Below are 26,524 nucleotides of genomic sequence, written 5' to 3'. Positions count from 1 at the left end.
CACGTGAGGAGCACGATGGACGACGGATCGACACGCCCCCTCTCCCGGCAGCTGGTCACACTCGGCTCATTCGGCGTCCCGCTCGGCCTCGCAGGGCTCGCTGGGTGCTGGACGACCGCGACGGCAGACCTGCACGCTGTGCGATGGCCGTCCGAGGCACTCTTCGCGGTGGCAGGCGTCCTGTGGGCCCTGCTCGCCGTCCTGTACGTCGTGCCCGGCCTGCGGCGATCCGGGGCGTTCCGCGCAGACCTCGAGCACCCGGGTTCCGGGCCCTTCGCGGCGTACATCCCCTTGGTCGGCCTGCTGCTGGCCTCGCACTACCGCACCGTCATCCCCGGAGCCCACCTGGACTGGGTCTGCTTCGCGTTCGTCGTCCTGCTCGGCTCCGTCGCAGCGCAACTGGTGGCGCACTGGATCGCAGGGGGTGTCGAGCTCGCCGCGGTCCACCCGGGGTACTTCGTCCCGGTCGTCGCGGGGGCGAACGTCGCGAGCATCTCCCTGTCGAGCGTCGGACTCCACCAGGCCGCTCTCGGTGCGTTCGGCGCCGGCCTGTTCTTCTGGCTGATGATCGGGACGGTCGTCCTCATCCGCTTGATGACCGGGTCGGCGTTGCCCGACACCCTGAAGCCGGCGATGACCGCGTTCCTCGCCGCCGCAGCCACCTCGAACCTCGCGTGGATCGTCGCGCATCCGGGACCCATCCGCGAAGTGCAGTCAATCCTCATCGGCATGCTCGTGTTCATGCTCGCCGTCCAGGCCGTGCTCGTCGTCGGGACCTACCGGTCGCTGCCGTTCGGCGTCTCCTGGTGGACGTTCACCTTCCCGGTCGCGTCGACCACGAACTTCGCCATCCGCTGGGCGGCCACCGTGCAGGTACCCGGATGGGAGGCGGCCGCATGGTCGGTCCTGGGCGTCGCCTCGGCGTTCGTCGTGCTGGTCGCCGCAGGTTCGGTGGCGCGACGACCCAGGCGACGAGGGGCGCACCGGGGCCGGCAGCACCCGACGGGCGGGCGCGGAGCGGTCGTGCAGCGTGGGTGACTCCATCGACGGTGCACCCCACACCGTCGCGCTGGTGACGGAACCGGACAGTGACCCGTTGGAGACAGCGGTGGTGTCGCAGGTGTTCGCGACGGCAGGGCCCGTGCCCGGGCTCACGCCCCCTGGCCCGGGCTACCGGCTCCGGATCGTCGATGCCACCGACGAGGGGACACTGCGGACCGTCGGAGGTGCGGGCACGGTCGTGGTCCCCGGATCATCGGAGCCGTTTCGGCCTCGGCCGCCGGCGCTGTTGCAGGCGCTCCGGAACGCGGCAGCCTCGGGGGCACGGGTGGTCGGACTGTGCGCAGGTGCCGTCGTCCTCGCGCAGGCGGGCCTGCTCGACGGGCGGACCGCGACGACGCATTGGGTGCACGCCGAGGAGTTCTCCGCGCGTTTCCCAGCGGTGCGGATGCGAGCGGGGCGCCTCTTCGTGGCCGACGGTGCGTTCTTCACATCCGGCGGAGGCCTCGCCGCGGTCGACCTCGCGCTCCACCTGACCGCTCGCGACCTCGGACGGGCCTACGCGAACGATGTCGCCAGGTACCTCGTGGCCGCCCCGAACCGAGCTGGAGGGCAGGCACAGTTCGCGAAGGACTCCCTCCGTGCTCCGACGGCAACCCCGCGCCTCCTCGAGTGGATGCGCGAGCACCTCGACGAACCACTGTCCCTGGAGCGGCTTGCTCGTGTCGAGCACGTCAGCCAGCGCACGCTCGTCCGCTGGTTCCGACGCGAGGTGGGCACCAGCGTCGCGGCATGGGTCACGCACGAGCGGATCGAGCGGTCGAAGGTGCTGCTCGAGACAACGCGGCTGCCCCTGTCGCAGATCGCAGCCGCAACGGGATTCGGGACGGCGGAGACCCTCAGACGGAACTTCCGGGCCCACGTCGGCGTCACGGCCTCCGCATACCGGACGACGTTCGCCCACCGGGACGGGACGACCTCAGGAGGACTTGGCGGAGACCGCGGTGCTGGTGGCCGGATGCGTGGGGTGCCCGGCCCGTCGTCGATCTAGCGTCGAAGCGAGGCCGGATCGGCCAGACAGGAGGAACGACAGATGGTGCAGAACGGATTCGTCGTGGAGTTCACGGCAGCAGCAGGACGCGAGGACGAGGTGGCGGCATTCCTCGTATCGGCACGTGCGATGGTCGAGCGGGAGCCGGAGACGATCACGTGGTTCGCATTCCGGAAGGACGACCGGACGTTCGGGATCTTCGACGCGTTCGAGACCGAGGAGGGGCGTGCGTTCCACCTCCAGGGTGAGGTGCGGCAGGCGATCGACGCGAACGGGGACCTCTTCGCCGTGCCCCCGACGATCACGCCGGTCGACCTCGTCGCGGCCAAGCTCCCGCAGTGACGTGACGCTGCCCGCGGGTCCCGCCAGCGGGGACCCGCGGAGCGGTGCCCGTCGGTCACGGATGCGCGGTCGCGCGGTCGAGCCGCCGGCGCAGTCGATCGGCATCCACGAACCACGTGCTGTGGACCCGTCCGTCCACGATCACGACGGGGACGTCCTCCGCGAACTCCTCGCGCAACGCCCGGTCGTCGAGGAGCGACCGCTCCGTCAGGACCACCGCGGGGAACGCGGCGAGGACCTCGGCGACCACGCCGCGAGCGTCGTCGCACAGGTGGCAGTCGACCGTCGTGACCAGCGTGACCTCGGTCATCGGACCAGCTCCAGGGACGCCTCGTGGACCCGGAGTCGCACCGCGGCGCTCGCGAGCAGCGGCACATCGACACCGAGGGCCCGCGCCTCGTCGAGCAGCCCTCCGAGGACCGGTTCGACCTCGGTCCGCCGACCGATCGCGAAGTCCCGGTACATGGACGTCGTGAACGGGGAGCCCGGCCGCGTCAGGGTGTGTCGGATGCTCTCGACCGCGGCGGGCCGGGGAGGATGCCCTGCAGCGGCCGCCACCGCACAGGCCTCCGCGAGGACGGCTTCGACCGTTCCGAGGCCTCCCGGGACGGCGATTACCGTGCCGACCGGACCGCCGAGCAGGACCGTGGCGGCCCCGCCCGCCGCCATGAAGATCCACTTCTCCCACATGTCCTGCGTGATCGTCGAGGAGACGACGGTCCGGAACACGGCGGGCCTGAAGCGTGCCGCGAGGTCAGCGCACCGTTCGGACGCTCCGCCGGTCAGTTCACCGAAGGTGATGCTTGCGTCCTCGCTCAGCCGACGGACGACGTGGTCTGGATCGGACATCACTCCGGCGACCGCGACCCCACCCAGCACCCGGTCGCCGAAGTGCTCGGTCAGCGGCGCGAGGTGTCGCATGCCGTTGAGGAGTGGGAGCACGATCGTCGACGCGCCGACGGCGGGCCGCGCCTCCTCGATGGCGGCGTCGAGGTCCGGCGCCCGGACCGCGAAGACCACAAGGTCCGATGCCGGGACGTCGTCGCGCACGACCGTTCGGACCGCGAGCCGTCGCACGGATCCGTCCGCGACGGACGACGCGATGGCGAGGCCGGACTGCAGCAGCTGTGCACGTCGGTGGTGACGCACGAGGAAGGAGACGTCCACCCCGACATCGAGGAGGAGGGATCCGAACAGGCCGCCGACGGAGCCGGCGCCGACGAAGAGCACACGCATGACGCCATGATGCTCCCCTTGCTTGCGCATAACAAGTTAGATGGCACCAGCGTCCGTGGCATGCGCTTGGATCGCCACCGCGCGCAGGCCCTCCTGCGTTCGCACCACTGTGAAGTGCACGGCCAGACGCTCGATCTCGCTCTCGTCGCGTCGGACCCTGGCCCAGAGGACGTCCACCGTGCCGCCGTGTGCAGTGTGCGCGATGACCCGCTGGCTGAGGACCGCGGTGCGGGCGTAGTCCTCGCTGCGCAGGCGCGCGAAGGTGCTCGCAACCCAGTGGCGGACGGCGTCGTCGTCGCGCATCAGCGTCGCCGGTCCGCGGTCGTCACCGACCCAGAGCGGCGACGCCCAGTACGCGCCGATGAACGCAGGGTCGTCCCGGAGCGCAGCTGCTGTCCACGCTGGGAGGTAGTCGTCGAAGAACCACACCGTCAATTCGGCGGTGGTCTGAGCAGACGGGATGGAGTCCATCGGATCCTCGTGTTCGTCGGTAGGCGGTGATGGCGGGGTCGGTCTACTCAGCTGGAGCCACGGTGGATGACGTGCACCCTGGCAGCCGCATCGCGGTCCGGTTCGGAGGCGCTGTCCAACCCGGCCGCGGCTGCAACGCTGAGCGCGAGGTAGCGACCGATGCGCTCGTTGTCGAGCGAAACGGTGGTGAGCGGGGGTGACGTGAAGGCCCCGACGGGAAGGTCGTCCGCCCCGACCACCGCCACGTCGTCCGGGACGCGGCTCTCTGCGTCCTGGAGTCTCGACAGTGCGACGAGGGCGACGTCGTCGTTGAAGCAGCACACGCCGTCGAAGCCTCCGTCGAGGATCCGGTGCACGGCCGTTCCCACGAACTCGGACGTGAAGTCGAAGTCGAGTCGCTCGAGGGTGACTCCCTGCCTGGCCGCGGCGCCGGCCGCGGCACCGGCGCCGGCAGTCCGAGCGGTGGACTGCGCGCGAGCTCGCTCGTCCACCAGGTCGAGGAAAGCGAGCTTCCTCCGGCCAGCAGTGACGAGGTGCTCCACCTGCGCCCGGCCGATGTGCTCGTCCAGTTCGAGGTGGTCGCCGCCCCGGCCACCGTTCCCGACGTCGAGGCGCAGCAGTGGCACGGACTGCGTGGCGAGCAGTTCCGCGTCGTCCTCGGAGAGCGGAACGAACGAGAGCACCAGTCGTGGGACGAACGTGGTCAGGACCTGCCGGAGTGAGGTCGCCACGCCCGCGGTGTGGGAGAAGACGCAGACGAGACCGACTTCCGCGAGCGACGTGCTCAACGACGACCACAAGCGGGCTGACGTCGACGACGGCATCCAGTCCGGCTCGAGCACGAGGACCGTCTCTCCGAGACCTTGGCGCAGTGCTCGGCCGTGGGCCGAGGGGATGTACCCGAGTCGATCCGCGGCTACGCGTACCCGATCGCGCGTCGCGTCGGGGATGGACTGATTGGGCGTGGCGTTCAGCACGTAGCTCACCGTGGCGCGCGAAACCCCGGCGGCCCGCGCGACGTCAGCACTCGTGGCACGGCGGTCAGGGGTCCGCCTTGACGTGGTCATGCAGCGAGTCTACTGTGCTGACACGTGTCAGCACTGACACGTGTCAGCGATTCGAGGAGGAACCGTGACCCACCAACTGCAGACGAGTCCGCCCACCCCACGGACCATCGGGACCACCCGCGTCTTGTCGACGCTCTTCCCCGGCGTCATCGGCCTCTACGGGGTCTACCAGGGCATCCAGCAGGCCCTGCTCCCCGCGCAGGTCGCATCGATCGACCCCACCAACAAGGTCGCCGTCGTCGCGCTCACCGCGCTCGTCTCGTCCGTGGCGGGGACGGTCGCCCTCCCGCTCGGCGGCGCACTCTCCGACCGCACCAGAGGACGTCTCGGACGACGGACGCCGTGGTTGCTCGTCAGCGCCGTCCTCACCGCGGTGGCATGCGTCCTGATGGCGCGAGCGACGACCGTTCCGCTCCTCGCGGTCAGCATTGGCTTCGTCTGGTTCTTCGCGAACATCTACCAGAGCACGATCTACGCGGTGATCCCCGATCGCGTTCCGGTGCGACTGCGCGGCACCGCCTCGTCCGTCGTGGGCCTCGGTCTCCCGCTCGGGATCCTCGCGTCCGTCAACGTCGTGACGCGCACCGGGCAGTTCTGGGGGTACGCCGTCCTCGGCATCTTCCTCGTCCTGGCGACCGTGGTGTTCGTCGTCGTCGCGCCCGAAGCGCCGGTGCGCACACCCGAGCTCAGGACGTCCGAACCACGCCGGAGTGTCCCCGCGCGCATCGCCGGCTTCTTCACCGGCTTCCGTCACCGGGACTTCACGCTGGTCTTCCTGTCTCGGCTGTTCTTCTTCCTCGGCTTCTTCGCGGTGATCGACTACGTGTTCTACATCGTCAGTGACTACGTCGGACCCGAGAACACGCCGTTCAGCGGGGTGAACGACGCCGTCGCGGCCGTCGCGTCGATCAACACCATCAGCCAGGTCGTGGCCATCGTGGCCTTCGGCTGGCTCGCAGACCGTCTCGACCGACGGAAGGTCGTCGTGGCCCTGAGTGCGGTGGCCATGGCCGCTGCGTTCGTGTCGCCGATCATCGCCCGAGACTGGGCAGGTCTGCTCGTGTACGCCGTCCTCGGCGGTGCTGCAACCGGCGTGTACTTCGCGGTGGACATCGCGATCATGTCCCTGGTCCTGCCGAGCCGCGCAGACGAGGGCCGCGATCTCGCGCTCCTGGCGCTCGCGACGTCGGTCCCCGCGGCGACTGCTCCACTCGTCGCTGCCGGTGTCTTCGGGCTCACCGGTTCCTACACCTGGGTACTCGTCCTGGGTGCTGCCGCGGCGGCCGTCGGAGCTGCGTTCATGTTCGGGGTCAGGAGCGTCAAGTGACGGCGGCACCGGCGCCCGATGGGTCCTCGTCCTCGTCCCCGGACTTCTCGTCCGTACGACTGACGGCTCGCGTCACACGCATCTACGACCGGCTCGACGCGCAGATGTACCTCGTCGAAGGACAGGACCGTGCCCTGCTTGTGGACACCGGTTTCGGTGTCGGAGACCTCGCGGCCTTCGTCCGGGACCTCACCGACAAGCCGGTCACGGTGGTGATCACCCACGGCCACCTCGATCATGCCTTCGGCGCGGGTTGGTTCGACGACGTCCACATGGCGCACGCCGACCTCGCCGTCCACGCAGTCCACCGCAGCTGGATCGCGGACGTGCACGATGAGGCGCGTCGGGAAGGGCGGGTCCTCGCGCCGGCCGCACCGCCGGAGCGCTTCCACGACCTCGGTAGCGGCACGACGTTCGAACTCGGTGGCATGACGGTTCGCACGATCCCAATGCCGGGCCACACCCCTGGCTCCCATGCGGTCCTCCTCGGCGAGGAGCGGACCCTGATCACGGGAGACGCGGCGAACCAACGCACCTTCCTCTTCGCAGACGACTCTGCAACGGTCACGGAGTACGCCGAGACACTGCGACGGGTCCGTGACGACCTGAGCGGACTCTACGACCGGGTGTTCATCTCCCATGCCACCGGCGACGCGCCGGTGACCGTCCTGCAGGACCTCATCGACCTGACCGCCGAGGTGGTCGCCGGAACCGACGACCGGGCGCCCTTCTCGTTCCGAGAGTTCTCAGCCCTGCTGGCGCGGAAGGTGCTCGAAGGGATCGAGGACCCTCGGGCGAACCTCGCGTACCGCCCGGATCGCATCTGATCCCGAGGTCGAAGCGAGTGCGCGGGCGGGAGCACGACGCCCAGCAGAACCCCCCCGAGCGGACCGAACCGTCGAATCGGAGGGGTTCTGCCCCGCGTCAACGGACCAAGACCGGGAACTGCTCCTCGAGCGGCGCGGACAGGAGGTGCCGCACGCGGTCCGTCATCTCATCCGCGATGACCTCGTACCGGCCGTCGCGGAGGCCATCGAGAGCGACGCGGACGACATTGGCGGGGTCGTTCTTGTCCACATCGAACGACTCGATCATCGGGGTGTCCGTGTACCCAAGGTGGAGCCCGGTGACGAGCGTGCCTCGGGGAGCGAGTTCGAGTCGCAGGGCGTTGGTCAACGCCCAGAACGCCGCCTTCGTGGCTGCGTACGCCCCTCCGCCCGGGAAGACCGTCCAGCTCAGGATCGAGTGGACGTTCAACAATGCTCCGCCACCGTTCCGCTCGAGGACGGGAGCGAAGGCGCGCGCGACGTTCAGCGCGCCGAACACATTCGTCGAGAACATCTCCTGGATCTCGTCGGCGGGCTGCGTGAGCAACGACCCGCCCGTGAAGGTCCCCGCGTTGTTGACGACCACGGTGGTGTCAGACGCGGCTTCGGCGGCAGCTGCGATCGCGCCCTCGTCACCGACGTCGACGACCAACGGCACGACGCGGTCGTCCTCCCATTCGAGCGGGCGACGGGTCGTCGCGTACACGCGTCGCGCCCCTCGATCGAGTGCTTGTCGGACGAACTCCCTCCCGAGGCCCCCACTTGCTCCTGTAACAAGAACAGCCGCGCCGTTGATATCCATCGGTCTTCCAGTCTCTAGTCTTACTTGCAAAACGCAAGTCAGAACGAAGTCTACGTCGCATCAGCGACGGACTCGTCAAGTGGAAGGGGCGTCGAGCGTCGTCGGCTACACGGCCCCGAGAGGCCGCCCGAAGGCGCGCGCGTCACTCGAGTTGGTCGAACATCTCGTCGCCGAACTAGCCTCGGCCCGAACACCTCTGTCCATGCGCGACGGGGGCCAGCTCAGGACGGCCGAGCCGTCCACGCTGTTCGGCAGACGATCGCTTACCGGGACGAGGCCTCGAAGCCGTGATGCAGCTACGCGCTCATGCTTTCCCAGAAGACGAGCTCGCTCCGACCCTCCTCGCTGAGTGGCAACCCGTTGCCCGTCGCTGCGATCTGGCAATGTCAGTTCTTGCGCCGTCCATCGCACTACCCCGTAGCCAGGCAGGTCAGTGCAGCCGGGAAGTCATCCGAGCCTCCATGCTCAACACTGTACGACTCGCACTGGCATCGAGCCCGGCACAGCTACGGGGAGGATCGTCGGCTGAGCACCGACACGAAGCGCGGACGACGCGTCGCGACGTCTGTGCGGCTTAACGCCATCGGAATCTCTCCCTCTATCGCTCGCGCGAGGATCCTCGGCAACGTGCGTCAGGACGGAGCCGGACAACCCAATCGGTGAGGTCGTGGGGGCTCGAGCCTTCTCAGTCGGTGGGGTGCGCGGACCCGAAACGCTCGCCCCACCGAACGATTCCTGCCGGCACGACTTCAACGCGACAGCTAGGTGGTCCTATCGCGCCTGCGCGTCCGGCGAGGGCACGACGCGTCATGCTTGTTGCGGCGTCGGTACCGCACTACGACCCAGACCCCGCCAGCGACCAACCAAGCGATGATGCCGAGCCAGAGCACCTCCACGTTGTCGGGAACGTCGTAGCCGCCGTTGGCGAGACCCGCTCCGCGTTCGAACGGGTTCTGCGACCCGGGGAGGACCACTTCCGTGGCACCGTACGCGGTGGGGAACGCGGTCGGTCCGGCGATGAACGACGCCACCGCCCACTGCCAGGAGTGCACCGCTTCGTGGTGGCTGAGGGTCGCGACGGAGTACACGTCAGGGACCTCGTACAGTCGTGTGATGTAGACGTCGCCGACTGCGACGCCCGCTCGAGGGATGGGGCCGCCGCGCATGTTGGCGACGAGCATGTCGTCCGGCGAGGTGCAGACGTCGGCGCCGAGCAGGTTGATGTAGGCCAGCGCGGCACCCGACGCAGGTGCGGTGACGAGGTACCGGAGCGGCCCGCGCGCTGCCTCATGGAGGGAGGGGGCGTCCAAGCACCTGTCGGTACGCCACAGTTGCCCGGTCGCCACCGGGACGACGGCGAGTAGCGCGAGGACGCCGGCAACGAGGAACAACGCCGCGCGACTACGCCGCTGCGACCTGCGGCAGAGCGCGCATCGTTCACGGCACAGGGCCCGGCGACGCCGGGCGCCTGGACGTGACCACCACAAGCCGACCAGCCCGAAACAGATCAGTCGTGCGGCGACCGCGGCGAGACCGTCCACGTCGCCGATTCCAGCCGGTCGGTTCATGCCTCTGCTCGGTTCCGCTTGCCGGAGTTGATCAGGGGCGCGATCCACGCCGCGTGTGGGTCCGCGTCGATGAGCACTGCCCGGAGGAGCAGGGTGCACGGGACAGCGAGGATCGAACCGAGTGGCCCGAGCACCCATCCCCAGAAGACGAGCGACACGACGGTCGCGTACATGGCGAGCCCGACGACGTCGCCGACGACCTTCGCCGGGAGCAGTGTCGTCACCAGCGAGTTGAGAACGACGTAGACGACGACGATGAGCACCGCCGTCCCCGGTTCACCGTCGAGGAGTGCGATGAGCGCCGGCGGGACGAGTCCGATCACGAAGCCGACGTAGGGGATGAAGTTGCACGCGGCGGCCAGGACACCCCAGAGGACGGGGTGGGGCACGTCGAGGAGCGCGAGGAACGCCGCGTCGAGGCCGCCGACGATCATGGCGAAGAAGGCGGTCACGCCGAAGTAGCGGCGGGTGAGGACTGCCCATTGGTCGAGCGCATCCCCGAGACGAGCGCGGGTGCGGCGAATCCCGGACAAGCGGACCTCGGCTTGCGTGGCCTCGACGCCGAGGAACACGAGGAGGCCGGAGAAGAACACCGCGGTGGTCGCGAATGTCACGACCGATGGCACGACGGCGGCAGCGATCCGGAGCAGATGCGTCGGGGTGATGTCCTCGAGGAACTCGTGGGCTTGTGGGGTCGTGAACCCCACGCTGACCAGCGCGTTCCCGGCGTCGGCGATGAGGCGGCTCAGATCATGGCGCCGTTCAACGACGACATGGGTGAGCCGCGCCCCGGCGAACACGACCACTGCCGCCAACGCGAGGATCATCGCGTAGCCGGTGACGAGGCTCACCGCCGTCGCTATCCACATCGGAACGCCCCGTGCCCGCAAGCCGCGGACGACGGGGAACGTGAGGGTGACGATGACGAGGGCGAGCACGCTGGGTGCGACCAACCACGACATGTACCGGGCCCCGGCGACCGCGAGCACGACTCCGCCGATGATGATGGCGATGCGCGCGCTGCGGCTGAGCACCGAGGGCGCCGCTTCGTCCTTCACGATCGCTCCGCCATGAGCGCCAGTCCTCCGTGTCCACGGGACAGCACCGTCCGTACCGCTTCGTTCTACTCGGTGCGACGCAGGGCTGACCGAGCCGGTGGTGCCCGGCGGGCGTACTCTCCGTGCCAAGCGTTGGCGACGGAGCCGCTCTCATGGGTGTACCGGGTCGGTCACGCGGGCAAGGTGGCTCCGTCGCGGTGTCCAAGGCGATGTGCCACCCGTGAGAGGAGAAGCACATGGATGAGAACCTGTGGGTCCTGAAGGACAGCGAACTCGATCTGGTGCGGGGGCTGGAACCTGACCGCATCAGGAACCTCGACGAAGACGCGCTGTTGCGCCTGCACCGACGGGTCCGGCGAGCTCGCAACAAGCACGTGTCGAACTACCGCCGGAAGGCCGCACAAGACGTCGGCGAGGCAGGCGCTCGAGGTGCTGCGTACCCGAAGGGTGCGAAGAGCAGGCTCCGGGCGGAGATCTTCGAGGACGCTCTAGCTGTCGTGTCCGAGCGTTTGGCGGTGCTCGCTCATCGACACGCTGAGGAGCTCAAAGCTGCGCGGCTCGAGCAGGCTCGGGTCGGCAAGAACGCCGGCCCGCACGTCGGCGAGCTGGCCGGGAACGGCGGCGTCGGTCCGGGGATTGCCCGGACCCACGCGAAGACCACGGGAGGGGTCAAGCGGGACGCCTCGGAACGTGCACGCGGCTCGCAACAGCAGGCGAAGAAGGACAGTCGGAACGCTGGGAGCTGACCCGTTCGCGCCTGCGCACTACCGTCGCCGGTTCGGTGTCTCGATGACCACTGTCTCGTATCGAGGTGGCATCCACGTCAGTACGCCTTCGAACAGCTGCGCTGCGGAGAACAGCACCAGGAACACCGCGCTGGACGCGGTGGCGGCGCGGACACCGATCGCCGGGTAGAGCAGCAGCGCGAGCGCGATGCACGCGCAGAGGACCGCCGCGATCAACGTCAACGACCGCGCGGCGAGGAAGGCGGATCCGGTGAGGATGACGCCGGCTTCGAGTACCCAGGCGATGGCGATGACGATCACCCAGCCACTGAGTTCCCCGGGCGCATGGACGACAGCTCCGACCCCGGCAACTAGCATCAGCGCGCCGAGGACCCCGTGGATGATGCGCCTCGGCAGGTTCATGCCGTCGCCGACTTGCGCTCGTCCGAGGCGCAGGAGGCCGGAGATGACCATGTAGGACCCGAGGAGATGCACTTCCGCGTCCAGCGCGGCCGGCGGTCGGGCGAGGATGAGGATCGCGACGATGAAGCCCACGATCCCAGTGATGCCCGACACCATCGCTTGACGGGCCCGACGCGCAGCGGGACGTGGTCGGTGCGCTGACCAGTTCGGTGTCGCTGCCTGCTTCGCCATGTGCGCCAGCCCCTTAGCCTCCACGAGACGTCTTCGTCCGTATCGTTTCGGTGTACTCGGCGTCACGTGGGTAACGTGGCCCGTTACGGCGTGAGTGATTCGAATCCGCTTGCACCGTGGCCCCTGCCGACGTAGAGCCACTTCGCGCGGACGCGGCAAGCTCCGGCGGCTCGGCGCTTGACGGCATCAACGTAGAGCGCGAGTTGCTTCCGATCCTTCAAGCGAGGAAGCGCACACGAGGGTACTAGACGCAGTCGAGACTGAAGCTAGACGCGAGAGAGACTTCTATGGGCCTTTCGCACAGCCCCAGTGAGGCTGACTGAGCTCCGGCCGACCATAGCCGAAGCAAGGGGTAGAGGCGACACCTTTCGTGAGCAGAGCAGGCGACACTTTCGTGCGCAGTGGCTCATCTACCGCAGTAGTAGGCGACATCTTGCGTGAACAGTCACAGCTCCCAGGGCGGGAGTAGTATCTGCATGTGCACGTAGATAAGCAGCCGTGCGGGCTCGGCCCGGAGTCCGAATACGTCGAGCTCGCGGTCGAGGTGTTCGCGATGTTGGCGGACGCCACCCGGGTGAAGATCATCCTCGCGCTGCGAGGCAGCAAGGAGCTGTCAGTGAGCCGGCTCGCAGAGATCGTCGACAAGAGCGCTGCTGGGGTGTCGCAACATCTGGCGAAGCTCCGTCTGGCGCGCATGGTGTCGACCCGTCGTGAGGGAACGACGGTGTACTACCGGCTCACTGACGAACACGCTTCCGAACTGGTCATCGACGCCGTCAAGCAGGCGGAGCACGTCGTCGGGGCTGCCCCGCACCACCGCGGGGAGCGGGAGAGCGCATGACCGGCCACCACCACGCGCCGGTCGATGCTGCACGCGATCATTCCCACGATCACGGTCACGGTCACGGTCACGGTCACGGTCACGGTCACGAGCACGTCGCGCACGGGCACTCGCATCCGCACGGCGGCGCGAAGGGGTTCCTGTACGACCTCCTCGTGCCGCACACGCACGACTCCGCGGACTCGATCGACGACGCAATGGAAGCCAGCGCGGCCGGCGTCCGCGCGTTGAAGATCAGCCTGTTCATCCTGCTCGCCACGACGGTCCTGCAGGCGGTGATCGTCGCATTCACCGAATCGATCGCGTTGCTCGCGGACACCATCCACAACTTCGCAGACGCGCTGACCGCGGTGCCGCTGTGGATCGCGTTCGTCCTCGGCCGCCGAGTCGCGAACCGACGCTACACGTACGGGTACGGCCGCGCCGAAGACCTCGCGGGAATGTTCATCGTGTTCGTCGTTGCCTTGTCCGCCGTCGTCGCCGGCTGGCAGGCCATCGACCGGTTCATCAACCCGAGGCCGATCGAGAACCCGTGGCTGCTCGTCGCGGCCGGCTTGATCGGCTTCGCCGGCAACGAGGTGGTCGCGATCTACCGCATCCGCGTCGGACAGAAGATCGGCTCCGCCGCACTCGTCGCGGACGGCGTGCACGCCCGCCTCGACGGGTTCACGTCACTGTCGGTGGTGATCGGAGCAGTCGGCGTCCTGGTCGGCTTCCCGGTCGCGGACCCGATCATCGGCCTGCTCATCTCCGTCTCGATCATGGTCCTGCTCTGGGGGACCGTGAAGTCCATCGGTGCGCGACTCATGGACGCGATCGACCCCGCCCTCATGGGCACGGCCGAGCATGCGCTCGAACACACCACCGGCGTCGAGGCCGTCCGGGACCTCCGGCTCCGATGGGTCGGCCACCGCCTGACCGGCTCCGCCACTGTCGAGGTCACCGCGTCGTCGCTGCACGACGCCGAGCACATCGCCGAGCACGCCACCGAGCACGTGCGCGAGGCGATGGGGAACGTCGACGAGTTCACCGTGACGCCCGCCGCCCATGCGCACCAGCACTGACCACCATCGAAAACGAGCCCGCGACCAAGACATCGCAGCGTCCCGGGCAGGCCGGTGCGCTGACGCTCCTCGATCGTTCCGACGGTGCCGGACCGTGTACCGGGCGGTGCTGGTCAAGCGACGCCGCCCGTTCGCCCGGTAGCAGGCAGTCCTGGGCACGGGGCACGCGCGCGCCGCCCTGGACGACACCCACTCCTCCCGCCTGGTACTGACGTTCCCCCCGACGATCCGTGCCTGGACCGGGCGGAGCGACCGCCACATGCTCGACGGATAACCCTGATCTCCGCGTCCGACCAGACCCTCCCCGTCACCGTCCAGACCCGGACCGCGCTGCCTCCCGACGACGCGTTCCGGATCATCGTGCCCATCGACCTCTCCCTCGTCTTCACCGGTTGGGGCCCGTTCCCCGGCGTGCGCGGTGCCTCGAACCAGACCGGAGCGTGGGACGCCCCCGGGCAGACACGCAACCCGGACCTGACCGACGGGTCGACGGCCGTCGAGCGACTCACTGAGTACACGGCTCCGGGTTCGTTCGCCTACGAGATCACCGGCTTCACCAACGCGCTGCGGCATCTCGTCGTCGGCGTGCGGGGCGAGTGGACGTTCACCCCCGACGCTGCCGGAACGGTCATCCGGTGGACCTACGAGTTCATGCCGCGACGGGGCCGGATGCTCGTCCTGCGGTGGGTGGTCGCTCCGCTCTGGAAGCAGTCCATGCAGCTCGGCGTCGAGGGCGCTGCTGCGGCGTCGGAGCGACTGCATCGCGACGAGGGACGATGACGTGCTCCGGAGTCGCACTCATCGTGTCAGCGCGGGAACGCGTGGCGCTTGGCCGCGGTGGCGACGACGGCGGCGATCGCCACGAGGACGAAGCAGACGTCGACGAGCGATCGGGACCCGAACGCATCGAGCAGCACACCGCCGATCAGTCCGCCCGCCGCGATCGACCCGCTGAAGATCGAGATCATCACCGACTGGGCCACGTCGCCAGCTTCGCCCGCGATGCTGACGACGGCGGTGGTGAACAGCGTCGCGGAGCTCCCGAACGCGAGGCCCCACGCGCCGGCAGCGAGGTACACGACGGGCGCCGGCCCGGTGAACAGCGCGAGCATCAGGGTCGCGGCGGCGAACAGGAAGGTGCTCAGGACGATCAGCGTCCGGAGCCGTCGGTCGATGAAGGCGCCGACGACGAAGATGCTGATCACCGCGAGGGCGCCGAAGGCGAACAGGATCCACCCGGTCTGGGATGCGAGACCGGCGTCGGCCAGGAACTGCGCGACGTACGTGTAGAGGATGTTGTGCGCGACGACGAAGCACGCGACCACGACGAGGACCGTCGGAACGCTGGGGAGCGAGAGCACGTGGCGGATGCTGTGCCGTTCACCGCGGGGGATGCCGCTGAGGTTCGGCACGAACAGCAGCGCCCAGACGATGGTGAGGAGGGTGAGGCCGACCGAGGCCCAGAAGGCGGTCTGCCACGTCGCGACCTCGCCGATGAAGACGCCCGCCGGGATGCCGAGTGCGAGCGAGACCGGGATGCCGCCGAGTGCGATGGCGATGGCGCGCCCCTGCTTGCCGTCCGGAGCCAGTCGCGCGGCGTACGCGCCGAGGAGCGACCAGATCACGCCGGACGACAGGCCGGCCACGAACCGGACGACCAGGGTCAGCGGCAGGTCCGTGGACAGCGCCGTCAGGCCGTTCGTCATGACCTGCCCGAGCAGGGCGACGACGAGGAGGTCGCGGCGGCGCCAGCTCGTCGTCGCGACCGCGAGCGGGATGACCGCGACCGCGGTCCCGATGGCGTAGACGGTGACGGTCTGCCCCGTGACGGCCACCGTCTCGTGCAGCGTCCGGGCCATCTGGGGCAGGAGACCAGCGGGGAGCGCCTCCGTGAGGATCCCGATGAACCCGGAGACGAACAGTCCGATCAGCGCGAGCATCGGGAGGCGGGTGGTCGACGGCGCGGTTGCGGTGGTGGCGGTCATGGAGCAGTAATCTACACGCCGTAGAAACAAAGTCAACGCGGCGTTGAATCTTGTCGACACGGTATGGTCCCGGTATGGCCCCGTACGCGTACGACGAGAACGGACGTCGCGTGATGGCTCCGTCGAAGGGCGAGCTCCGCGAGAAGGCGATCCTCGACCAGGCGGAGCAGCAGCTGATGGAGGTCGGCGCCGACGCGATGACGGTGGAGTCGATCGCGAACGCAGCGGGCATCACCCGTGGGGCGCTGTACTTCTACTTCCGATCGAAGAACGACGTCCTGGCCGCGCTCGTGCAACGGATCACCGTGGAGCTCACCGGCGCCGTCGCCACCCGGGAACGAGCGGTACCGGACGCACCGCGGTCGGCACTCGAGAGCGCGATCGACCTGACGGCGGACCTGTGGTCGCGGCACGGCGCCGTGATGCGGGCCGCGGTCGAGCTCGCACCGACGGTGCCCGTGATCGCGAACCTCTGGAACACGACCCGCGAGGACTCCATCGCCAGCGTCACCCGGATCGCGGTCAACGGGGGTGTGGCGGACGGCGACGGCCCCGAGGACGCCCCTGCGGTCGTGCGCGCACTGGTCGGCATGACCGAGCGGGTGTTCTACGACGCCGCCGTGGCCGGTACCGACACCGGCACCGCGGCAGCGACCGTCCGGGCGATCTGGGCGCGGACCCTCCCGCTCCGACCGTGAACGAGCGTTCCGTCACCGACGTGCCGGACCACCCGTGCTGACCGTCCTGTTCCTCCTCGCCGCCGGCACGATCGCCGGCGTCATCGGGACCGCGGGCGGCATCACCTCCCTCATCGCCTACCCGGCGCTGCTCGCCGTCGGCATCCCACCCCTCGCCGCGAACGTCACGAACTCGGTCGCACTGCTCGGCAGTGGAGCGAGCTCCGCCCTCCGCGCGCGCACCGACCTGGTGGGCCACCGTCCGACGCTCCGTCGGCTGGTGCTCCCGACGGTCGTGCTGTCCGCCGTCGGCGCCGGGGTGCTCCTCGTCACACCGGACCACGTCTTCGACCGGATCGTGCCGTTCCTCGTGGCCGCGGGCTCGGTGCTGCTGCTCGCGCAACCGTGGATCGACCGACGGAGGAACGGCGCACCGATGCGTCGGGGCGCCGAACTCGCCGGCGTCTCGGGGGTCTCGCTCTACAACGGCTACTTCGGGGCGGGTTCCGGGGTGCTCATGATCGCGGTCCTGCTGTTGGCGGGTGAACCCGTGCTGCACCGCGCCAACGCGCTGAAGAACGTGCTGCTCGTGGCGGCGGACGTCGCTCCCGCTGTGTTGTTCGCGCTCTCCGGCACGGTCGTGTGGTCCGCGGTGTGGCCGCTCGGGGCGGGTGCGGTCATCGGTGGGCTCATCGGCCCGACGGTCGCACGTCGGGTCCCCCGCACGGTGCTGCGCATCGCGAGCGCGGCCTGCGGCTTCGCGCTCGCCGCGTCCCTGGTCATCGCCGAGCACTGACACGGAGCGCCGACGCCGCCGACCCGTCCCTCAGGCGTACTGCGGACGCCCCGCCACCCGGTACGTGAGCCCGATCACACCGGTGTCGAAGACCGTCGACTCGAGCAGTTCGAGCCCGAAGTCGAGCCCGTCGGTCGGGAAGAGCCGTTCGCCCTCGCCGACGATCACCGGGAACTGCACGAGGTTGATCTCGTCGACGAGCTCGTGCTCGAGCAGCCAGCGCGCGAGTCGGGCACTGCCGACGAGGAGCAGCTCCCCGCCGGGCTGCTCCTTCAGTGCTCGGATGCCGGCGGCGACGTCGCCCGAGAGCACGGTGGTGTGCTCCCACTCCGGGTCGGTGAGCGTGTTCGAGACGACGTACTTCGGCTTGCTGCTGATCGCTTCGCCGAACCCGCCGTCGTCGCTGCGCGATCCCCAGTACGGCGCGAACGACGCGTACGTCTTCCGACCGAGGAGGAACGCGTCGGGCCGCCGCCAGGTGTCGAGGATGTACTGCACGCCCTCCGCGTCGCCGAGCGGGAGTGCCCAGCCGCCGCGGGTGAACCCGGGGTCCGTGTCCTCGTTGTTGCCGCCGTTCGCCTGGGCGACGCCGTCCAGAGTGACCTGCAGGCTGATGGTGAGCTTCATGGTGCGCCTCCGTCCTCCTTCACCCTGCCACTGACGGACGGGAGGCGCGGTGCCAGCTGGCACCGCGCCTCCCGTCCGCCGTGGGGTGGGTCGACTGCCGGACGTGCGCCCGGCTCCCGTGGTCACCGGCCGAGGCCGACGCGGTCGACCTTCCGGTGGTAGCGCATCCCGGCGAGGCCGCCGAGGATGGCGCCGACCAGGCTGATCACCGCGACGATCGCGACGGTGACGATCCCGGTCGCGGTGAGCGTGCCCTCGTCGATGGGGATGCGCGGGAAGCTGTTGAGCTGGCCGAGGATGTTGAACTGCGAGCCGGCGATCGCGGCGACGATGGCCACGACGATCGCGATGACGACCGCCCAGATCCACACCGCGAGGCCTTGCTTCAGGCCGGCGAACCGGGCCATGCGGCCGGCGACGTAGCCGCCGCAGAAGTAGGCGACGAAGAGGATCACGGCGAGGGCGATCGCGCCGACGATCCCGACGACGTCGCCGTTCTTCGTCACGTTCTCCGCGGCGTCGTTCACGTCGCCGTTGTTCGTGCCGAGTCCGACGCCCGCGCCGATCGCGCTGAGGATCGCGGTGAGGAGCACGGCGGTGCCGGTGGCGGTGAGCCAGCCGAAGAAGGCCGAGCCCCACTTGAAGCCGCTGAACTCCTCCTTCTCGCGGTCAACGACCGCCTGGCGGTCGACGCCGCTCAAGCGACCGGTGGCGGGGCGGTGGTCCCCAGCGTCGTCGTCGCGGTCGGCCACGGTCGTGTTGCGGTCCGTCGTCGCGTCGTGGTCGTCGCGGGCGTCGTCGGGACGCCGGACGGGGACGGCGTGCTCCGCGGGGACCGTGTCGTCGACCCGGTCGCCCTCGCCGCTCGGGTTCGGCCCTCCTGGGCCGGTGGTGTTGCTCATCGGTCGCTCCCTGTGTCTGTCACGCCGGTGCCCAGTGGCGCCGACGACCGCAACCCAACCCCCGCGACGACTGGACGCCGTACAGACTGCGGGTCACGGACGAGCCGGAGCGGGGGACGGCGCCCCGCGCACGTCCGGCAGCAGGCCGATCGGCGGGCGGTGACCGTCCCTGACGGCGGCGCTCGCGTAGCGTGGACACATGGCACGGAACTGGACGGGCACGCCGCACCGGATCGCCCTCGTCGCCGCCGCTGTCGCGGTGCTCGTCGGGATCGGCCTGCTCATCAGCCCGTGGGACGGACCGGTGGTGCCGATCGCGTGGGTGCTCATCGTCGCCGCGGTGGCCACGGCGGCGGTCACGCTCTTCCTGGTGCGGACGCCGCGGAGCTGACGACCGCGGCTGGCGTGGGGTCGGTGCGACCCGTGGTCAGCGTGCGGGGCGCTGCGTGCTCGAGCTCCTGGCCACCAACCGCACCGGGAGCACGTGGTGCCGCGGCGGCCCGGCGTCGCCGCCGATCCGCGCGAGGAGTTCCTCGGCTCCGACCGCACCCATCGCGTCCGGCTCGTGCGCGATGACGGTCACGCCCAGGACGTCGGCGAGCTCGAAGTCGTCGAACCCGACCAGCGCTGGCGGCTCGACCAGGTGGGCGAGCACCCGGAGCGCACCCGTCGTGATGCGGTTGTTCGTCGTGACGATCGCCGTCGGTGGGGACTCGGTCGCGAGCAGCTCCCGTACAGCGCGCGATGCCTCGTCGAGGTCGTGGGACTCGCTCCGCACGAGTTCCCGCCAGGTGCCCACGCCCGCCGCCGTCATGGCCGCGCCGAACGCTTCGACGCGTTCGTGGTGCGTCGACAGGCGACTGAGGTCCCCCACCAACCCGATCCGTCGGTGCCCGCGGCCGAGCAGGTGGTCGACCGCCTGGCGCATCCCGTCGGCGTTGTCGAGCACGACGGTGTCGGTGTCGACGTCCACGGGCGCGCGGTCGAGGAACACGACGGGCGTGCCGAGCCGCCGCTCGTCGGCGATGAACCCGTGGTCGTCGTCGGCGGAGACGATGAGCAGGCCGCTGACCCGCCGTTCGACGAGCTGCGCCACGAGGGTGCGTTCGCGGGCCGGGTCCTCGTCGCTCGAGGCCGAGAGCAGGCTGTAGCCGGGCTCGCGCAGCGCGTGCTCGGCACCGCGGGCGATGCGTGAGTAGAACGGGTTCGCGACGTCGCCGGTGACCAGCCCGATGGTGGCCGAGCGGGCGCCGGCACGGAACTCGCGGGCGAGGGCGTTCGGGCGGAAGCCGAGCTCGGCGGCCGCGGCGAGGACACGGGCTGCGGTGTCCGCCGCGACGTACCGCTCGCCGTTCACGACCCGCGACACGGTCTTCATGCTCACGCCCGAGCGTTCGGCCACTGCTTGCAGGGTCGGACGCTGGGTGCTCACGCCCGTCATCGTACGGTGTCGGCCCAGCTGAGCAGTCCTTGACAGAGTTCACACGGAACCGATAGAAATCTCCGGTGTGACAGCGCTGTCATGGTCGACGCGGCGTCACCTCTCCACAACCCTCGAAAGGTGACGATGTCGTCATACGGTTCCCGGCGCGGCCGGACCATGCAGCAGATCAGGGGCACGTCGAGCGGGTTCGGGATCCGCATCGTGGCCGTGGTCGTCGGAGCGGCGATCGCCTCGTCCGGCGCCCTCATCGGGGTGGCCCCGGCGCACGCCGCCGCCGCACCCTTCACGACCTCGTTCGAGAGCGCCGACGCACAGCCGCTCGCGAACACCCCGCTCACCCCGTCGACGACGGTGACCGGGTCGACCCTGCCCGCCGGCAGCCTGCTCGGACACGTCACCGCCGTGACCGCCGACGCGGAGAACCCGCCGAACGAGGTCGCCACGAACCTGGCCGACGCCAACGCCGGCTCGAAGTGGCTCGCGTTCCAGTCGACGGGCATCATCACGTACCGCCTCGACCAGGCGGAGACGCTCGCGCAGTACTCGCTGACGAGCGCCAACGACTCCCCCGGCCGCGACCCGAAGGCGTGGACGCTCGCCGGGTCGAACGACGGGAGCACCTGGACCACGGTCGACTCGCGGACGGCGCAGTCCTTCACCGGGCGCGGCACGACGAACGACTACACCGCCGCGTCGCCCGGTGCGTACTCGCGGTACCGCCTCAGCATCACGCAGAACAGCGGTGACGGCCTGACGCAGCTCGCCGACTGGAGCATCTCCGACGGCTCCACGACCCCGCCGCCGCCCAGCCCGATGGTGACGCAGGTCGGCAACGGCCCCGTCTCCGGTCTGAACATCCGGTCGACGGTCGGCTTCAGCGGGACGAAGGCGCTCCGATACTCCGGCGCCCACACCGGCACGGGCGAGGCCAGCGCGACGAACGTCCTCTACGACGACCTCTCGCTGCCCGTCACGGCGGACACCGAACTCAGCTACAAGATCTTCCCCGAGCTCGGAGGGGACACGAAGTACCCGTCGACCTACGCGGCCGTCGACCTGCAGCTGTCCGACGGTTCCCTGGTGTCCGCGAGCCCGCAGGTCACCGACGAGAACGGCAACCGCGTCTCGGCGAAGGCGCTGGGCGCGGCGAAGGCGTTCTTCGTCGACCAGTGGAACTCCGTCCGGATCCCGCTCGGCGCGCTCGCCGGCAAGACCGTCACGAAGGTGCTCTTCACCTACGACGACGACGCCGCGGGCACGAGCGCCGCGACCAAGTTCCAGGGCTGGGTGGACGACATCCGCATCGACCCGGCAGCCGAGCGCATCGACGGAGCGAGCCTGACGAACTACGTCGACACCCGTCGGGGCACCAACTCCTCCGGCGGGTTCTCGCGCGGGAACAACATCCCCGCGGCGGCCGTCCCGAACGGGTTCAACTTCTGGACCCCCATGACGAACGCGTCGAGCGAGTCGTGGGAGTACTCCTGGCAGTCGGACAACAACAGCGCGAACCTCCCGGAGCTCCAGGGCATCGGGGTCTCGCACGAACCGAGCCCGTGGATGGGTGACCGGAACCAGCTGGCCGTCATGCCCTCGACCTCCGGCACGACTCCGGACGCCGGGCTCGACGCCCGGTCGCTCGCGTTCGACCACAACGACGAGGTCGCCCGGCCGGACCTGTACTCGGTGAAGACGCAGTCCGGGCTCGTCGCCGAGGTCACGCCGTCCGACCACGGCGCGGTCCTCCGGTTCGCCTTCCCGAAGGACAGCGGCAGCGTCGTCCTCGACAACGTCGGCTCGGACGAGAAGACGTCCATCACACTGAACGCCGACGGCACGGTCACCGGCTGGACGCAGGGCGGCTCCGGGCTCTCCGTCGGTGCCACCCGGATGTTCTTCGCCGGCACCTTCGACCACACGCCGACGGCCACCGGCACCGCCGCCGGCGACCGGTCGAGCGCCCGCTTCGCCTCGTTCGACGGGCTCACCGGCGACCACGTCGTCGAGCTGCGTCTGGCGACGTCGTTCATCTCCCTCGCCCAGGCCCGCCACAACGCCGACCTGGAGCTCACCGGCAAGCCGTTCGAACAGGTCCAGCAGGCGGCCGCCTCCCAGTGGAACGACCGCCTCGGCGTCGTCACCGTGCCGCAGTCGGACGCGAGCGACACCCAGCTCCAGACGCTGTACGGCTCGCTCTACCGGATGAACCTCTACCCGAACTCGCAGTACGAGAACACCGGGTCGGCGAGCTCCCCCGTGTACCAGCACGCGAGCCCGAACATCGCTCCCACGGGGACGGCGACCGACACCACCACCAACGCCGTCGTGAAGTCCGGCAAGGTCTTCGTGAACAACGGCTTCTGGGACACGTACCGCACGGTCTGGCCGCTGTACTCGATGCTCTACCCGAAGGTCGCGCAGGAGCTCGTCGACGGGTTCGTGCAGCAGTACCGCGACGGCGGGTGGACGCCGCGCTGGTCGTCGCCGGGCTACGCCGACCTGATGACCGGGACGAGCTCGGACGTGGCGTTCGCGAACGCCTACGTCGACGGCGCCGTGGACACGGCGACCGCGCTCGAGGCCTTCGACGCCGGCTTCAAGAACGCCACGACGGTGTCGACCGACGTCTCCGGCGCCGGACGCAAGGCGCTCGACCAGTCCGCGTTCCTCGGGTACGTCCCCGACTCCCTCGGTGAGAGCGTCTCGTGGGGACTCGAGGGCACGATCAACGACGCCGGCCTCGCGGCGATGGCCGCGAAGCTCGCGACCGACCCGGCCACCCCGGCCGACCGCGTCGCCGAGCTGCAGACGGACGCCGCGTACCTGGCCGACCGGTCCAAGGACTACGTCAACCTGTTCGACCAGGACGCCGGGTTCTTCCAGGGGCGCGACGCCGACGGCGACTTCCAAGTCGCGGCGGAGGACTTCGACCCCGCCGAGTGGGGTGGGGCGTTCACCGAGACCGACGGCTGGAACTTCGCCTTCCACGCACCGTTCGACGTCCAGGGGCTCGCGGGTCTCTACGGCGGCGACGACCAGCTCATCGCGAAGCTCAAGGAGTTCTACGCGACCCCGGAGACGGCCGAGAACGTCGGCTCCTACGGCGGTCAGATCCACGAGATGCTCGAGGCGCGCTCGGTCCGCATGGGCCAGCTCGGCATGAGCAACCAGGTCTCGCACCACATCCCGTACGTGGCCGCAGCAGCGGGCGACCCGTCGCTCACGCAGCAGGTCGTGCGGGAGAGCATGCGTCGCCTGTTCGTCGGCAGCGACATCGGGCAGGGCTACACCGGTGACGAGGACAACGGCGAGATGTCGTCGTGGTTCGTGTTCTCCGCGCTCGGCCTCTACCCGCTCGCCCAGGGCTCCGGTCAGTACACGATCGGTTCGCCGCTCTTCAGCCACGCGACGGTGCACCTCGACGGCGGCGACCTGCACGTCGACGCGGCGGGCAACAGCGCCAGCAACGTGTACGTGCAGTCCGCGTCGCTGAACGGCAAGCCGCTCGACCGGGCCGTCGTGTCCCAGGCGGACATCGCGAAGGGTGGGGCGCTCGACTTCACCATGGGTGCGAAGGCGTCCACGTGGGGCAACGGCAAGACGCAGGGTGCCGAGGGTCTGGACACCCCGGCCGTGGCACCGAAGCCGCTCGTCGACGCCACCACCTCCGGGTACGGCGCGACGACGAGCGACGACGACACCGCGCTCGGCGCCCTGACCGACGACGAGTCCCTCACCGCGACGACCTTCGGGTCCGCCACCCCGGCGATCACCTGGAAGTCGGCGCAGGGCCCGGTCACGGTCGACCAGTACACGCTCACCACGGCGGCGAGCGGGACCCGGCCGACGTCGTGGAAGCTCGAGGGCTCGAGCGACGGCACCACGTGGGTGCCGCTGTCGACGGTCGCGAAGGCCGGCTTCACCGCCGCCCTGCAGACCCGTCCGTTCACGGTCGCGCACCCGGCGGCGCTGTCCTGGTACCGCCTGTCGGTGACCGGGACGGACACCGGGAAGGCCCCGAGCCTCGGCGAGTTCGAACTGCTCGCGGACAGCACGGCGTCGACCGGCGCGTTCTCGGTCACCCCGACGCCGGGGCTCACCGCCCAGGTGGACGAGCCCTTCACGGGGAACGTCGCCGCGATCACCGGCCCCGGGACGCGTGCGTCCGACTACACGGTCACGGTCGACTGGCAGGACGGCAAGGGTCCCCAGGCGGTGACGCCGACGAAGTCGGCGCTCGGCGCGTGGGAGGTCCCCGGCGAGCACGTGTTCGACACCGCCGGTGCGCACACGGTGCACGTCGTCGTCCGGTCGGGCACGCAGATGGCGAGCACGGACGTCCCGGTGGCGGTCTCGCGGACCGCACCGAGCCTCCAGGGTGCCTACGACAACGTCTGCCTGGGTGACCCGGGCCAGGCGGGGAACTGCGACTTCGAGGGCCGCGGCTTCTCGCGGTCCGCACTCGCCGCCGACGGGTTCGTGCAGGGCGCGACGAACGCGGTGGCCGGTACCGACCTGACCTTCGACCTGCCGGCCGTCGCACCCGGGGACCCGGACAACGCGACCGGCAACGGTCAGACCATCCCGGTCCCGAGCGGCACCGGCGTCACGGAGCTGTCCATCATCGGCACGGCGAACGAACGCGGTCAGCAGACCGTCGGCACGATCACGTACTCGGACGGCACGACCGCCGACTTCCCGATCGCGTTCGGCGACTGGACCGCCTCGATCGCCGCACCGCAGTTCGGTGACACGCTCGTCGCGACGAGCGACCACCGGACCGTGGGCGTCAACGGGTCCGACACCACCAAGGCCGGCATCTTCGCGACGCCCGTCTTCACGGTGCCGGACGGCAAGCGGGCCGTCTCGATCACCCTGCCCGTGCAGACCGGCGCACCGACCTCGACGGGACGCATCCACGTCTTCGCGATCGCGACGAACGGCACCCGTGTGCCCGTGGTCCCGCTCGCGGCGACGGCCGGTCCGACCCTGACGGGGACCGCCGGGACGCCGGTCACCGGCACGCTCGCCACCGCCATCGGTGGTGCGATCGCCTCCGGGACGACGACCGCCACCGTCAACTGGGGCGACGGCACGCCGCTCGAGGCCGCGACCGTCACGGTCGCGGACGGCACGGCGACCGTCACCGGGAAGCACACGTACACCGCTGCGGTGTCGGGCACGGCGACGGTGACGGTGGACGACGGGACCGGGAGCGCCAGCGTGCGCACCCGGGTCGAGATCGCGGCAGCGCCGGTCTGGCACACGACCCTCACCACCTCCGCGGGGTCGGGTGTCCGGCCTGGAGGCGCGGTGCACGTCACCGGGACCGGGTTCGCGCCCGGTGAGTCGGTCGCGGTGCGTCTGGACGGCTCGGCCGTCCGGGTCGCGGTGACGGCGGACCGCGCGGGCGCGCTGTCGTTCGACCTGCAGGCGCCGGGGAAGCCGGGCAACCACGCGGTGTCCGCCCTCGGGGCGACGTCGCGGACCGTGGCGAGCGCGACGTTCCAGGTCGTGACGCCGGGCAACGGGAACGGCAACGGCGGCGGCAACGGCAACGGAGGCGGCGGCGACGGCGGCGGGCACGGGCACTGGTCGCCCGAGTTCCACCTCCTGGCGTCGTCGGGCACCGAGGGCACCGTGGTCGGCTTCACCGGCAGCGGGTTCGCCGCCGGTGAGCGGGTCGCGCTGACCCTGCACAGCACGCCGATCGCACTCGGTACCGTGACCGCGAACGCCGACGGCGTCGTGACCGGGACGTTCACCGTCCCGACCGCGGCGACCGCGGGGACGCACCAGGTCGTCGCCCTCGGCGCGGAGTCCGACGTCGCCGTGACGGCCGCGTTCCGGGTCCTCGCCAGGCCCGCGGCGGACGCCGGCGCAGCGCCTGCCGACCCCGGGAACTGGCACGGCCTCGCCTACACCGGTACCGACGTCGACCCCGTGCGCTGGGGCGTCGTGGCGGGCGTGCTGGTCGCGCTCGGTGCGGCGATCGCGGGTGCGGTGGCGATCGTGCGGCGTCGACGGGTCCGGATCGGGTAGTCCGGACGGGGCCGCAGGG

Annotated in this window: 25 protein-coding genes; 13 read left to right on the top strand and 12 right to left on the bottom strand. The window is 70.0% G+C overall.

Features of this window, described 5'->3' with window-relative positions:
* Window positions 1–15 precede the first annotated feature (15 nt).
* The 3 genes from FS825_RS06730 to FS825_RS06720 are packed head-to-tail and all read left to right on the top strand — an operon-like array spanning window position 16 to window position 2,392.
* The gene (locus tag FS825_RS06730) at window positions 16–1,038 is read left to right on the top strand and encodes an SLAC1 family transporter (RefSeq protein ID WP_144711687.1); all 1,023 of its coding nucleotides are present in this window, start codon (window positions 16–18) and stop codon (window positions 1,036–1,038) included.
* Complete coding sequence (locus FS825_RS06725) at window positions 1,031–2,050, top strand: GlxA family transcriptional regulator (protein WP_144711686.1); 1,020 nt, start codon at window positions 1,031–1,033, stop codon at window positions 2,048–2,050. Before FS825_RS06730 ends, FS825_RS06725 begins: the two co-directional genes overlap by 8 nt.
* A 42-nt stretch (window positions 2,051–2,092) precedes the next feature.
* Complete coding sequence (locus FS825_RS06720; RefSeq protein WP_144711685.1) at window positions 2,093–2,392, top strand: putative quinol monooxygenase; 300 nt, start codon at window positions 2,093–2,095, stop codon at window positions 2,390–2,392.
* 55 nt (window positions 2,393–2,447) lie between these two features.
* Here FS825_RS06720 and FS825_RS06715 read toward each other — a convergent pair whose 3' ends face one another.
* Genes FS825_RS06715 through FS825_RS06700 form a run of 4 tightly spaced genes read right to left on the bottom strand, consistent with a single transcriptional unit; the run spans window position 2,448 to window position 5,166 of the window.
* Entirely contained in the window at window positions 2,448–2,702 is a 255-nt protein-coding gene (locus tag FS825_RS06715) for a glutaredoxin family protein (RefSeq protein WP_144711684.1), read from the bottom strand.
* Window positions 2,699–3,628, bottom strand: coding sequence for a ketopantoate reductase family protein (locus tag FS825_RS06710; protein WP_186377102.1), 930 nt, complete (start codon window positions 3,626–3,628; stop codon window positions 2,699–2,701). Before FS825_RS06710 ends, FS825_RS06715 begins: the two co-directional genes overlap by 4 nt.
* Window positions 3,629–3,664: 36 nt before the next feature.
* On the bottom strand, window positions 3,665–4,099 hold the full coding sequence (locus FS825_RS06705) for a DUF6841 family protein (protein ID WP_144711682.1): 435 nt from the start codon (window positions 4,097–4,099) through the stop codon (window positions 3,665–3,667).
* A 47-nt stretch (window positions 4,100–4,146) separates the two neighbouring features.
* Window positions 4,147–5,166, bottom strand: a complete 1,020-nt coding sequence (locus FS825_RS06700; protein ID WP_144711681.1) for a LacI family DNA-binding transcriptional regulator — start codon at window positions 5,164–5,166, stop codon at window positions 4,147–4,149.
* 64 nt (window positions 5,167–5,230) lie between these two features.
* On the opposite strand from FS825_RS06700, the gene FS825_RS06695 reads away from it, so the two are divergent.
* Both FS825_RS06695 and FS825_RS06690 read left to right on the top strand, forming a co-directional pair.
* Window positions 5,231–6,493, top strand: a complete 1,263-nt coding sequence (locus tag FS825_RS06695; protein ID WP_186377101.1) for an MFS transporter — start codon at window positions 5,231–5,233, stop codon at window positions 6,491–6,493.
* Entirely contained in the window at window positions 6,490–7,320 is an 831-nt protein-coding gene (locus tag FS825_RS06690; protein ID WP_144711679.1) for an MBL fold metallo-hydrolase, read from the top strand. The genes FS825_RS06695 and FS825_RS06690 overlap by 4 nt, the downstream gene beginning before the upstream one ends.
* Window positions 7,321–7,417: 97 nt before the next feature.
* Here FS825_RS06690 and FS825_RS06685 read toward each other — a convergent pair whose 3' ends face one another.
* From FS825_RS06685 to FS825_RS06675, 3 genes are all read right to left on the bottom strand, one after another.
* A complete protein-coding gene (locus FS825_RS06685) occupies window positions 7,418–8,122 on the bottom strand; it encodes an SDR family oxidoreductase (RefSeq protein WP_144711678.1) in 705 nt (234 codons plus the stop codon).
* Between the two features lie 761 nt (window positions 8,123–8,883).
* The gene (locus FS825_RS06680; protein WP_144711677.1) at window positions 8,884–9,432 is read right to left on the bottom strand and encodes a hypothetical protein; all 549 of its coding nucleotides are present in this window, start codon (window positions 9,430–9,432) and stop codon (window positions 8,884–8,886) included.
* Window positions 9,433–9,686: 254 nt separating this feature from the next.
* Window positions 9,687–10,748, bottom strand: coding sequence for an AI-2E family transporter (locus FS825_RS06675; protein WP_144711676.1), 1,062 nt, complete (start codon window positions 10,746–10,748; stop codon window positions 9,687–9,689).
* 236 nt (window positions 10,749–10,984) lie between these two features.
* On the opposite strand from FS825_RS06675, the gene FS825_RS06670 reads away from it, so the two are divergent.
* Window positions 10,985–11,494, top strand: coding sequence for a hypothetical protein (locus tag FS825_RS06670; protein WP_144711675.1), 510 nt, complete (start codon window positions 10,985–10,987; stop codon window positions 11,492–11,494).
* Window positions 11,495–11,512: 18 nt separating this feature from the next.
* Here FS825_RS06670 and FS825_RS06665 read toward each other — a convergent pair whose 3' ends face one another.
* Window positions 11,513–12,028 carry a hypothetical protein gene (locus tag FS825_RS06665; RefSeq protein ID WP_144711674.1) on the bottom strand — a complete coding sequence of 172 codons (516 nt, stop codon included), beginning with the start codon at window positions 12,026–12,028 and terminating at the stop codon, window positions 11,513–11,515.
* 577 nt (window positions 12,029–12,605) lie between these two features.
* On the opposite strand from FS825_RS06665, the gene FS825_RS06660 reads away from it, so the two are divergent.
* The 3 genes from FS825_RS06660 to FS825_RS06650 all read left to right on the top strand — a co-directional run bounded on the left by FS825_RS06660 (window position 12,606) and on the right by FS825_RS06650 (window position 14,812).
* On the top strand, window positions 12,606–12,968 hold the full coding sequence (locus tag FS825_RS06660) for an ArsR/SmtB family transcription factor (RefSeq protein WP_260981050.1): 363 nt from the start codon (window positions 12,606–12,608) through the stop codon (window positions 12,966–12,968).
* 155 nt (window positions 12,969–13,123) lie between these two features.
* On the top strand, window positions 13,124–14,032 hold the full coding sequence (locus tag FS825_RS06655; RefSeq protein WP_395885685.1) for a cation diffusion facilitator family transporter: 909 nt from the start codon (window positions 13,124–13,126) through the stop codon (window positions 14,030–14,032).
* A gap of 84 nt (window positions 14,033–14,116) precedes the next feature.
* Entirely contained in the window at window positions 14,117–14,812 is a 696-nt protein-coding gene (locus FS825_RS06650) for an SRPBCC family protein (RefSeq protein ID WP_222126900.1), read from the top strand.
* A gap of 26 nt (window positions 14,813–14,838) precedes the next feature.
* Here FS825_RS06650 and FS825_RS06645 read toward each other — a convergent pair whose 3' ends face one another.
* Window positions 14,839–16,017, bottom strand: a complete 1,179-nt coding sequence (locus FS825_RS06645) for an MFS transporter (RefSeq protein WP_144711672.1) — start codon at window positions 16,015–16,017, stop codon at window positions 14,839–14,841.
* A 74-nt stretch (window positions 16,018–16,091) separates the two neighbouring features.
* Here FS825_RS06645 and FS825_RS06640 point away from each other — a divergent pair, with 74 nt between their 5' ends.
* Window positions 16,092–16,715, top strand: coding sequence for a TetR/AcrR family transcriptional regulator (locus FS825_RS06640; protein WP_144711671.1), 624 nt, complete (start codon window positions 16,092–16,094; stop codon window positions 16,713–16,715).
* A gap of 34 nt (window positions 16,716–16,749) precedes the next feature.
* Entirely contained in the window at window positions 16,750–17,490 is a 741-nt protein-coding gene (locus FS825_RS06635) for a sulfite exporter TauE/SafE family protein (RefSeq protein WP_144711670.1), read from the top strand.
* 30 nt (window positions 17,491–17,520) lie between these two features.
* Here FS825_RS06635 and FS825_RS06630 read toward each other — a convergent pair whose 3' ends face one another.
* Complete coding sequence (locus tag FS825_RS06630) at window positions 17,521–18,117, bottom strand: dihydrofolate reductase family protein (RefSeq protein ID WP_144711669.1); 597 nt, start codon at window positions 18,115–18,117, stop codon at window positions 17,521–17,523.
* A 122-nt stretch (window positions 18,118–18,239) separates the two neighbouring features.
* Window positions 18,240–19,019: a hypothetical protein gene (locus tag FS825_RS06625; protein ID WP_144711668.1), complete on the bottom strand. Its 780-nt coding sequence runs from the start codon at window positions 19,017–19,019 to the stop codon at window positions 18,240–18,242.
* Window positions 19,020–19,218: 199 nt separating this feature from the next.
* Between FS825_RS06625 and FS825_RS06620 the strand changes: the two genes are divergently transcribed.
* Window positions 19,219–19,410 carry a hypothetical protein gene (locus FS825_RS06620; protein ID WP_144711667.1) on the top strand — a complete coding sequence of 64 codons (192 nt, stop codon included), beginning with the start codon at window positions 19,219–19,221 and terminating at the stop codon, window positions 19,408–19,410.
* A 36-nt stretch (window positions 19,411–19,446) separates the two neighbouring features.
* Here FS825_RS06620 and FS825_RS06615 read toward each other — a convergent pair whose 3' ends face one another.
* On the bottom strand, window positions 19,447–20,451 hold the full coding sequence (locus tag FS825_RS06615) for a LacI family DNA-binding transcriptional regulator (protein WP_222126899.1): 1,005 nt from the start codon (window positions 20,449–20,451) through the stop codon (window positions 19,447–19,449).
* A gap of 135 nt (window positions 20,452–20,586) precedes the next feature.
* Between FS825_RS06615 and FS825_RS06610 the strand changes: the two genes are divergently transcribed.
* The gene (locus FS825_RS06610) at window positions 20,587–26,505 is read left to right on the top strand and encodes a GH92 family glycosyl hydrolase (RefSeq protein ID WP_260981082.1); all 5,919 of its coding nucleotides are present in this window, start codon (window positions 20,587–20,589) and stop codon (window positions 26,503–26,505) included.
* Window positions 26,506–26,524: the final 19 nt, after the last annotated feature.

It is taken from the genome of Curtobacterium pusillum, assembly GCF_007680845.1.
Lineage (GTDB): Bacteria > Actinomycetota > Actinomycetes > Actinomycetales > Microbacteriaceae > Curtobacterium > Curtobacterium pusillum_B.
The sequence above is the reverse complement of the archived record's forward strand: the minus strand, read 5'-3'. Positions and strand labels throughout refer to the sequence as shown.

Bases quoted from the DNA above. Each gene is read 5' to 3' on its own strand.
- FS825_RS06705 (WP_144711682.1), bottom strand. From the start codon at position 4,099: ATGGACTCCATCCCGTCTGCTCAGACCACCGCCGAATTGACGGTGTGG.
- FS825_RS06640 (WP_144711671.1), top strand. From the start codon at position 16,092: ATGGCCCCGTACGCGTACGACGAGAACGGACGTCGCGTGATGGCTCCG.
- FS825_RS06610 (WP_260981082.1), top strand. From the start codon at position 20,587: ATGTCGTCATACGGTTCCCGGCGCGGCCGGACCATGCAGCAGATCAGG.
- FS825_RS06685 (WP_144711678.1), bottom strand. From the start codon at position 8,122: ATGGATATCAACGGCGCGGCTGTTCTTGTTACAGGAGCAAGTGGGGGC.
- FS825_RS06670 (WP_144711675.1), top strand. From the start codon at position 10,985: ATGGATGAGAACCTGTGGGTCCTGAAGGACAGCGAACTCGATCTGGTG.
- FS825_RS06730 (WP_144711687.1), top strand. From the start codon at position 16: ATGGACGACGGATCGACACGCCCCCTCTCCCGGCAGCTGGTCACACTC.
- FS825_RS06700 (WP_144711681.1), bottom strand. From the start codon at position 5,166: ATGACCACGTCAAGGCGGACCCCTGACCGCCGTGCCACGAGTGCTGAC.
- FS825_RS06720 (WP_144711685.1), top strand. From the start codon at position 2,093: ATGGTGCAGAACGGATTCGTCGTGGAGTTCACGGCAGCAGCAGGACGC.
- FS825_RS06645 (WP_144711672.1), bottom strand. From the start codon at position 16,017: ATGACCGCCACCACCGCAACCGCGCCGTCGACCACCCGCCTCCCGATG.
- FS825_RS06710 (WP_186377102.1), bottom strand. From the start codon at position 3,628: ATGCGTGTGCTCTTCGTCGGCGCCGGCTCCGTCGGCGGCCTGTTCGGA.
- FS825_RS06625 (WP_144711668.1), bottom strand. From the start codon at position 19,019: ATGAGCAACACCACCGGCCCAGGAGGGCCGAACCCGAGCGGCGAGGGC.
- FS825_RS06630 (WP_144711669.1), bottom strand. From the start codon at position 18,117: ATGAAGCTCACCATCAGCCTGCAGGTCACTCTGGACGGCGTCGCCCAG.
- FS825_RS06620 (WP_144711667.1), top strand. From the start codon at position 19,219: ATGGCACGGAACTGGACGGGCACGCCGCACCGGATCGCCCTCGTCGCC.
- FS825_RS06715 (WP_144711684.1), bottom strand. From the start codon at position 2,702: ATGACCGAGGTCACGCTGGTCACGACGGTCGACTGCCACCTGTGCGAC.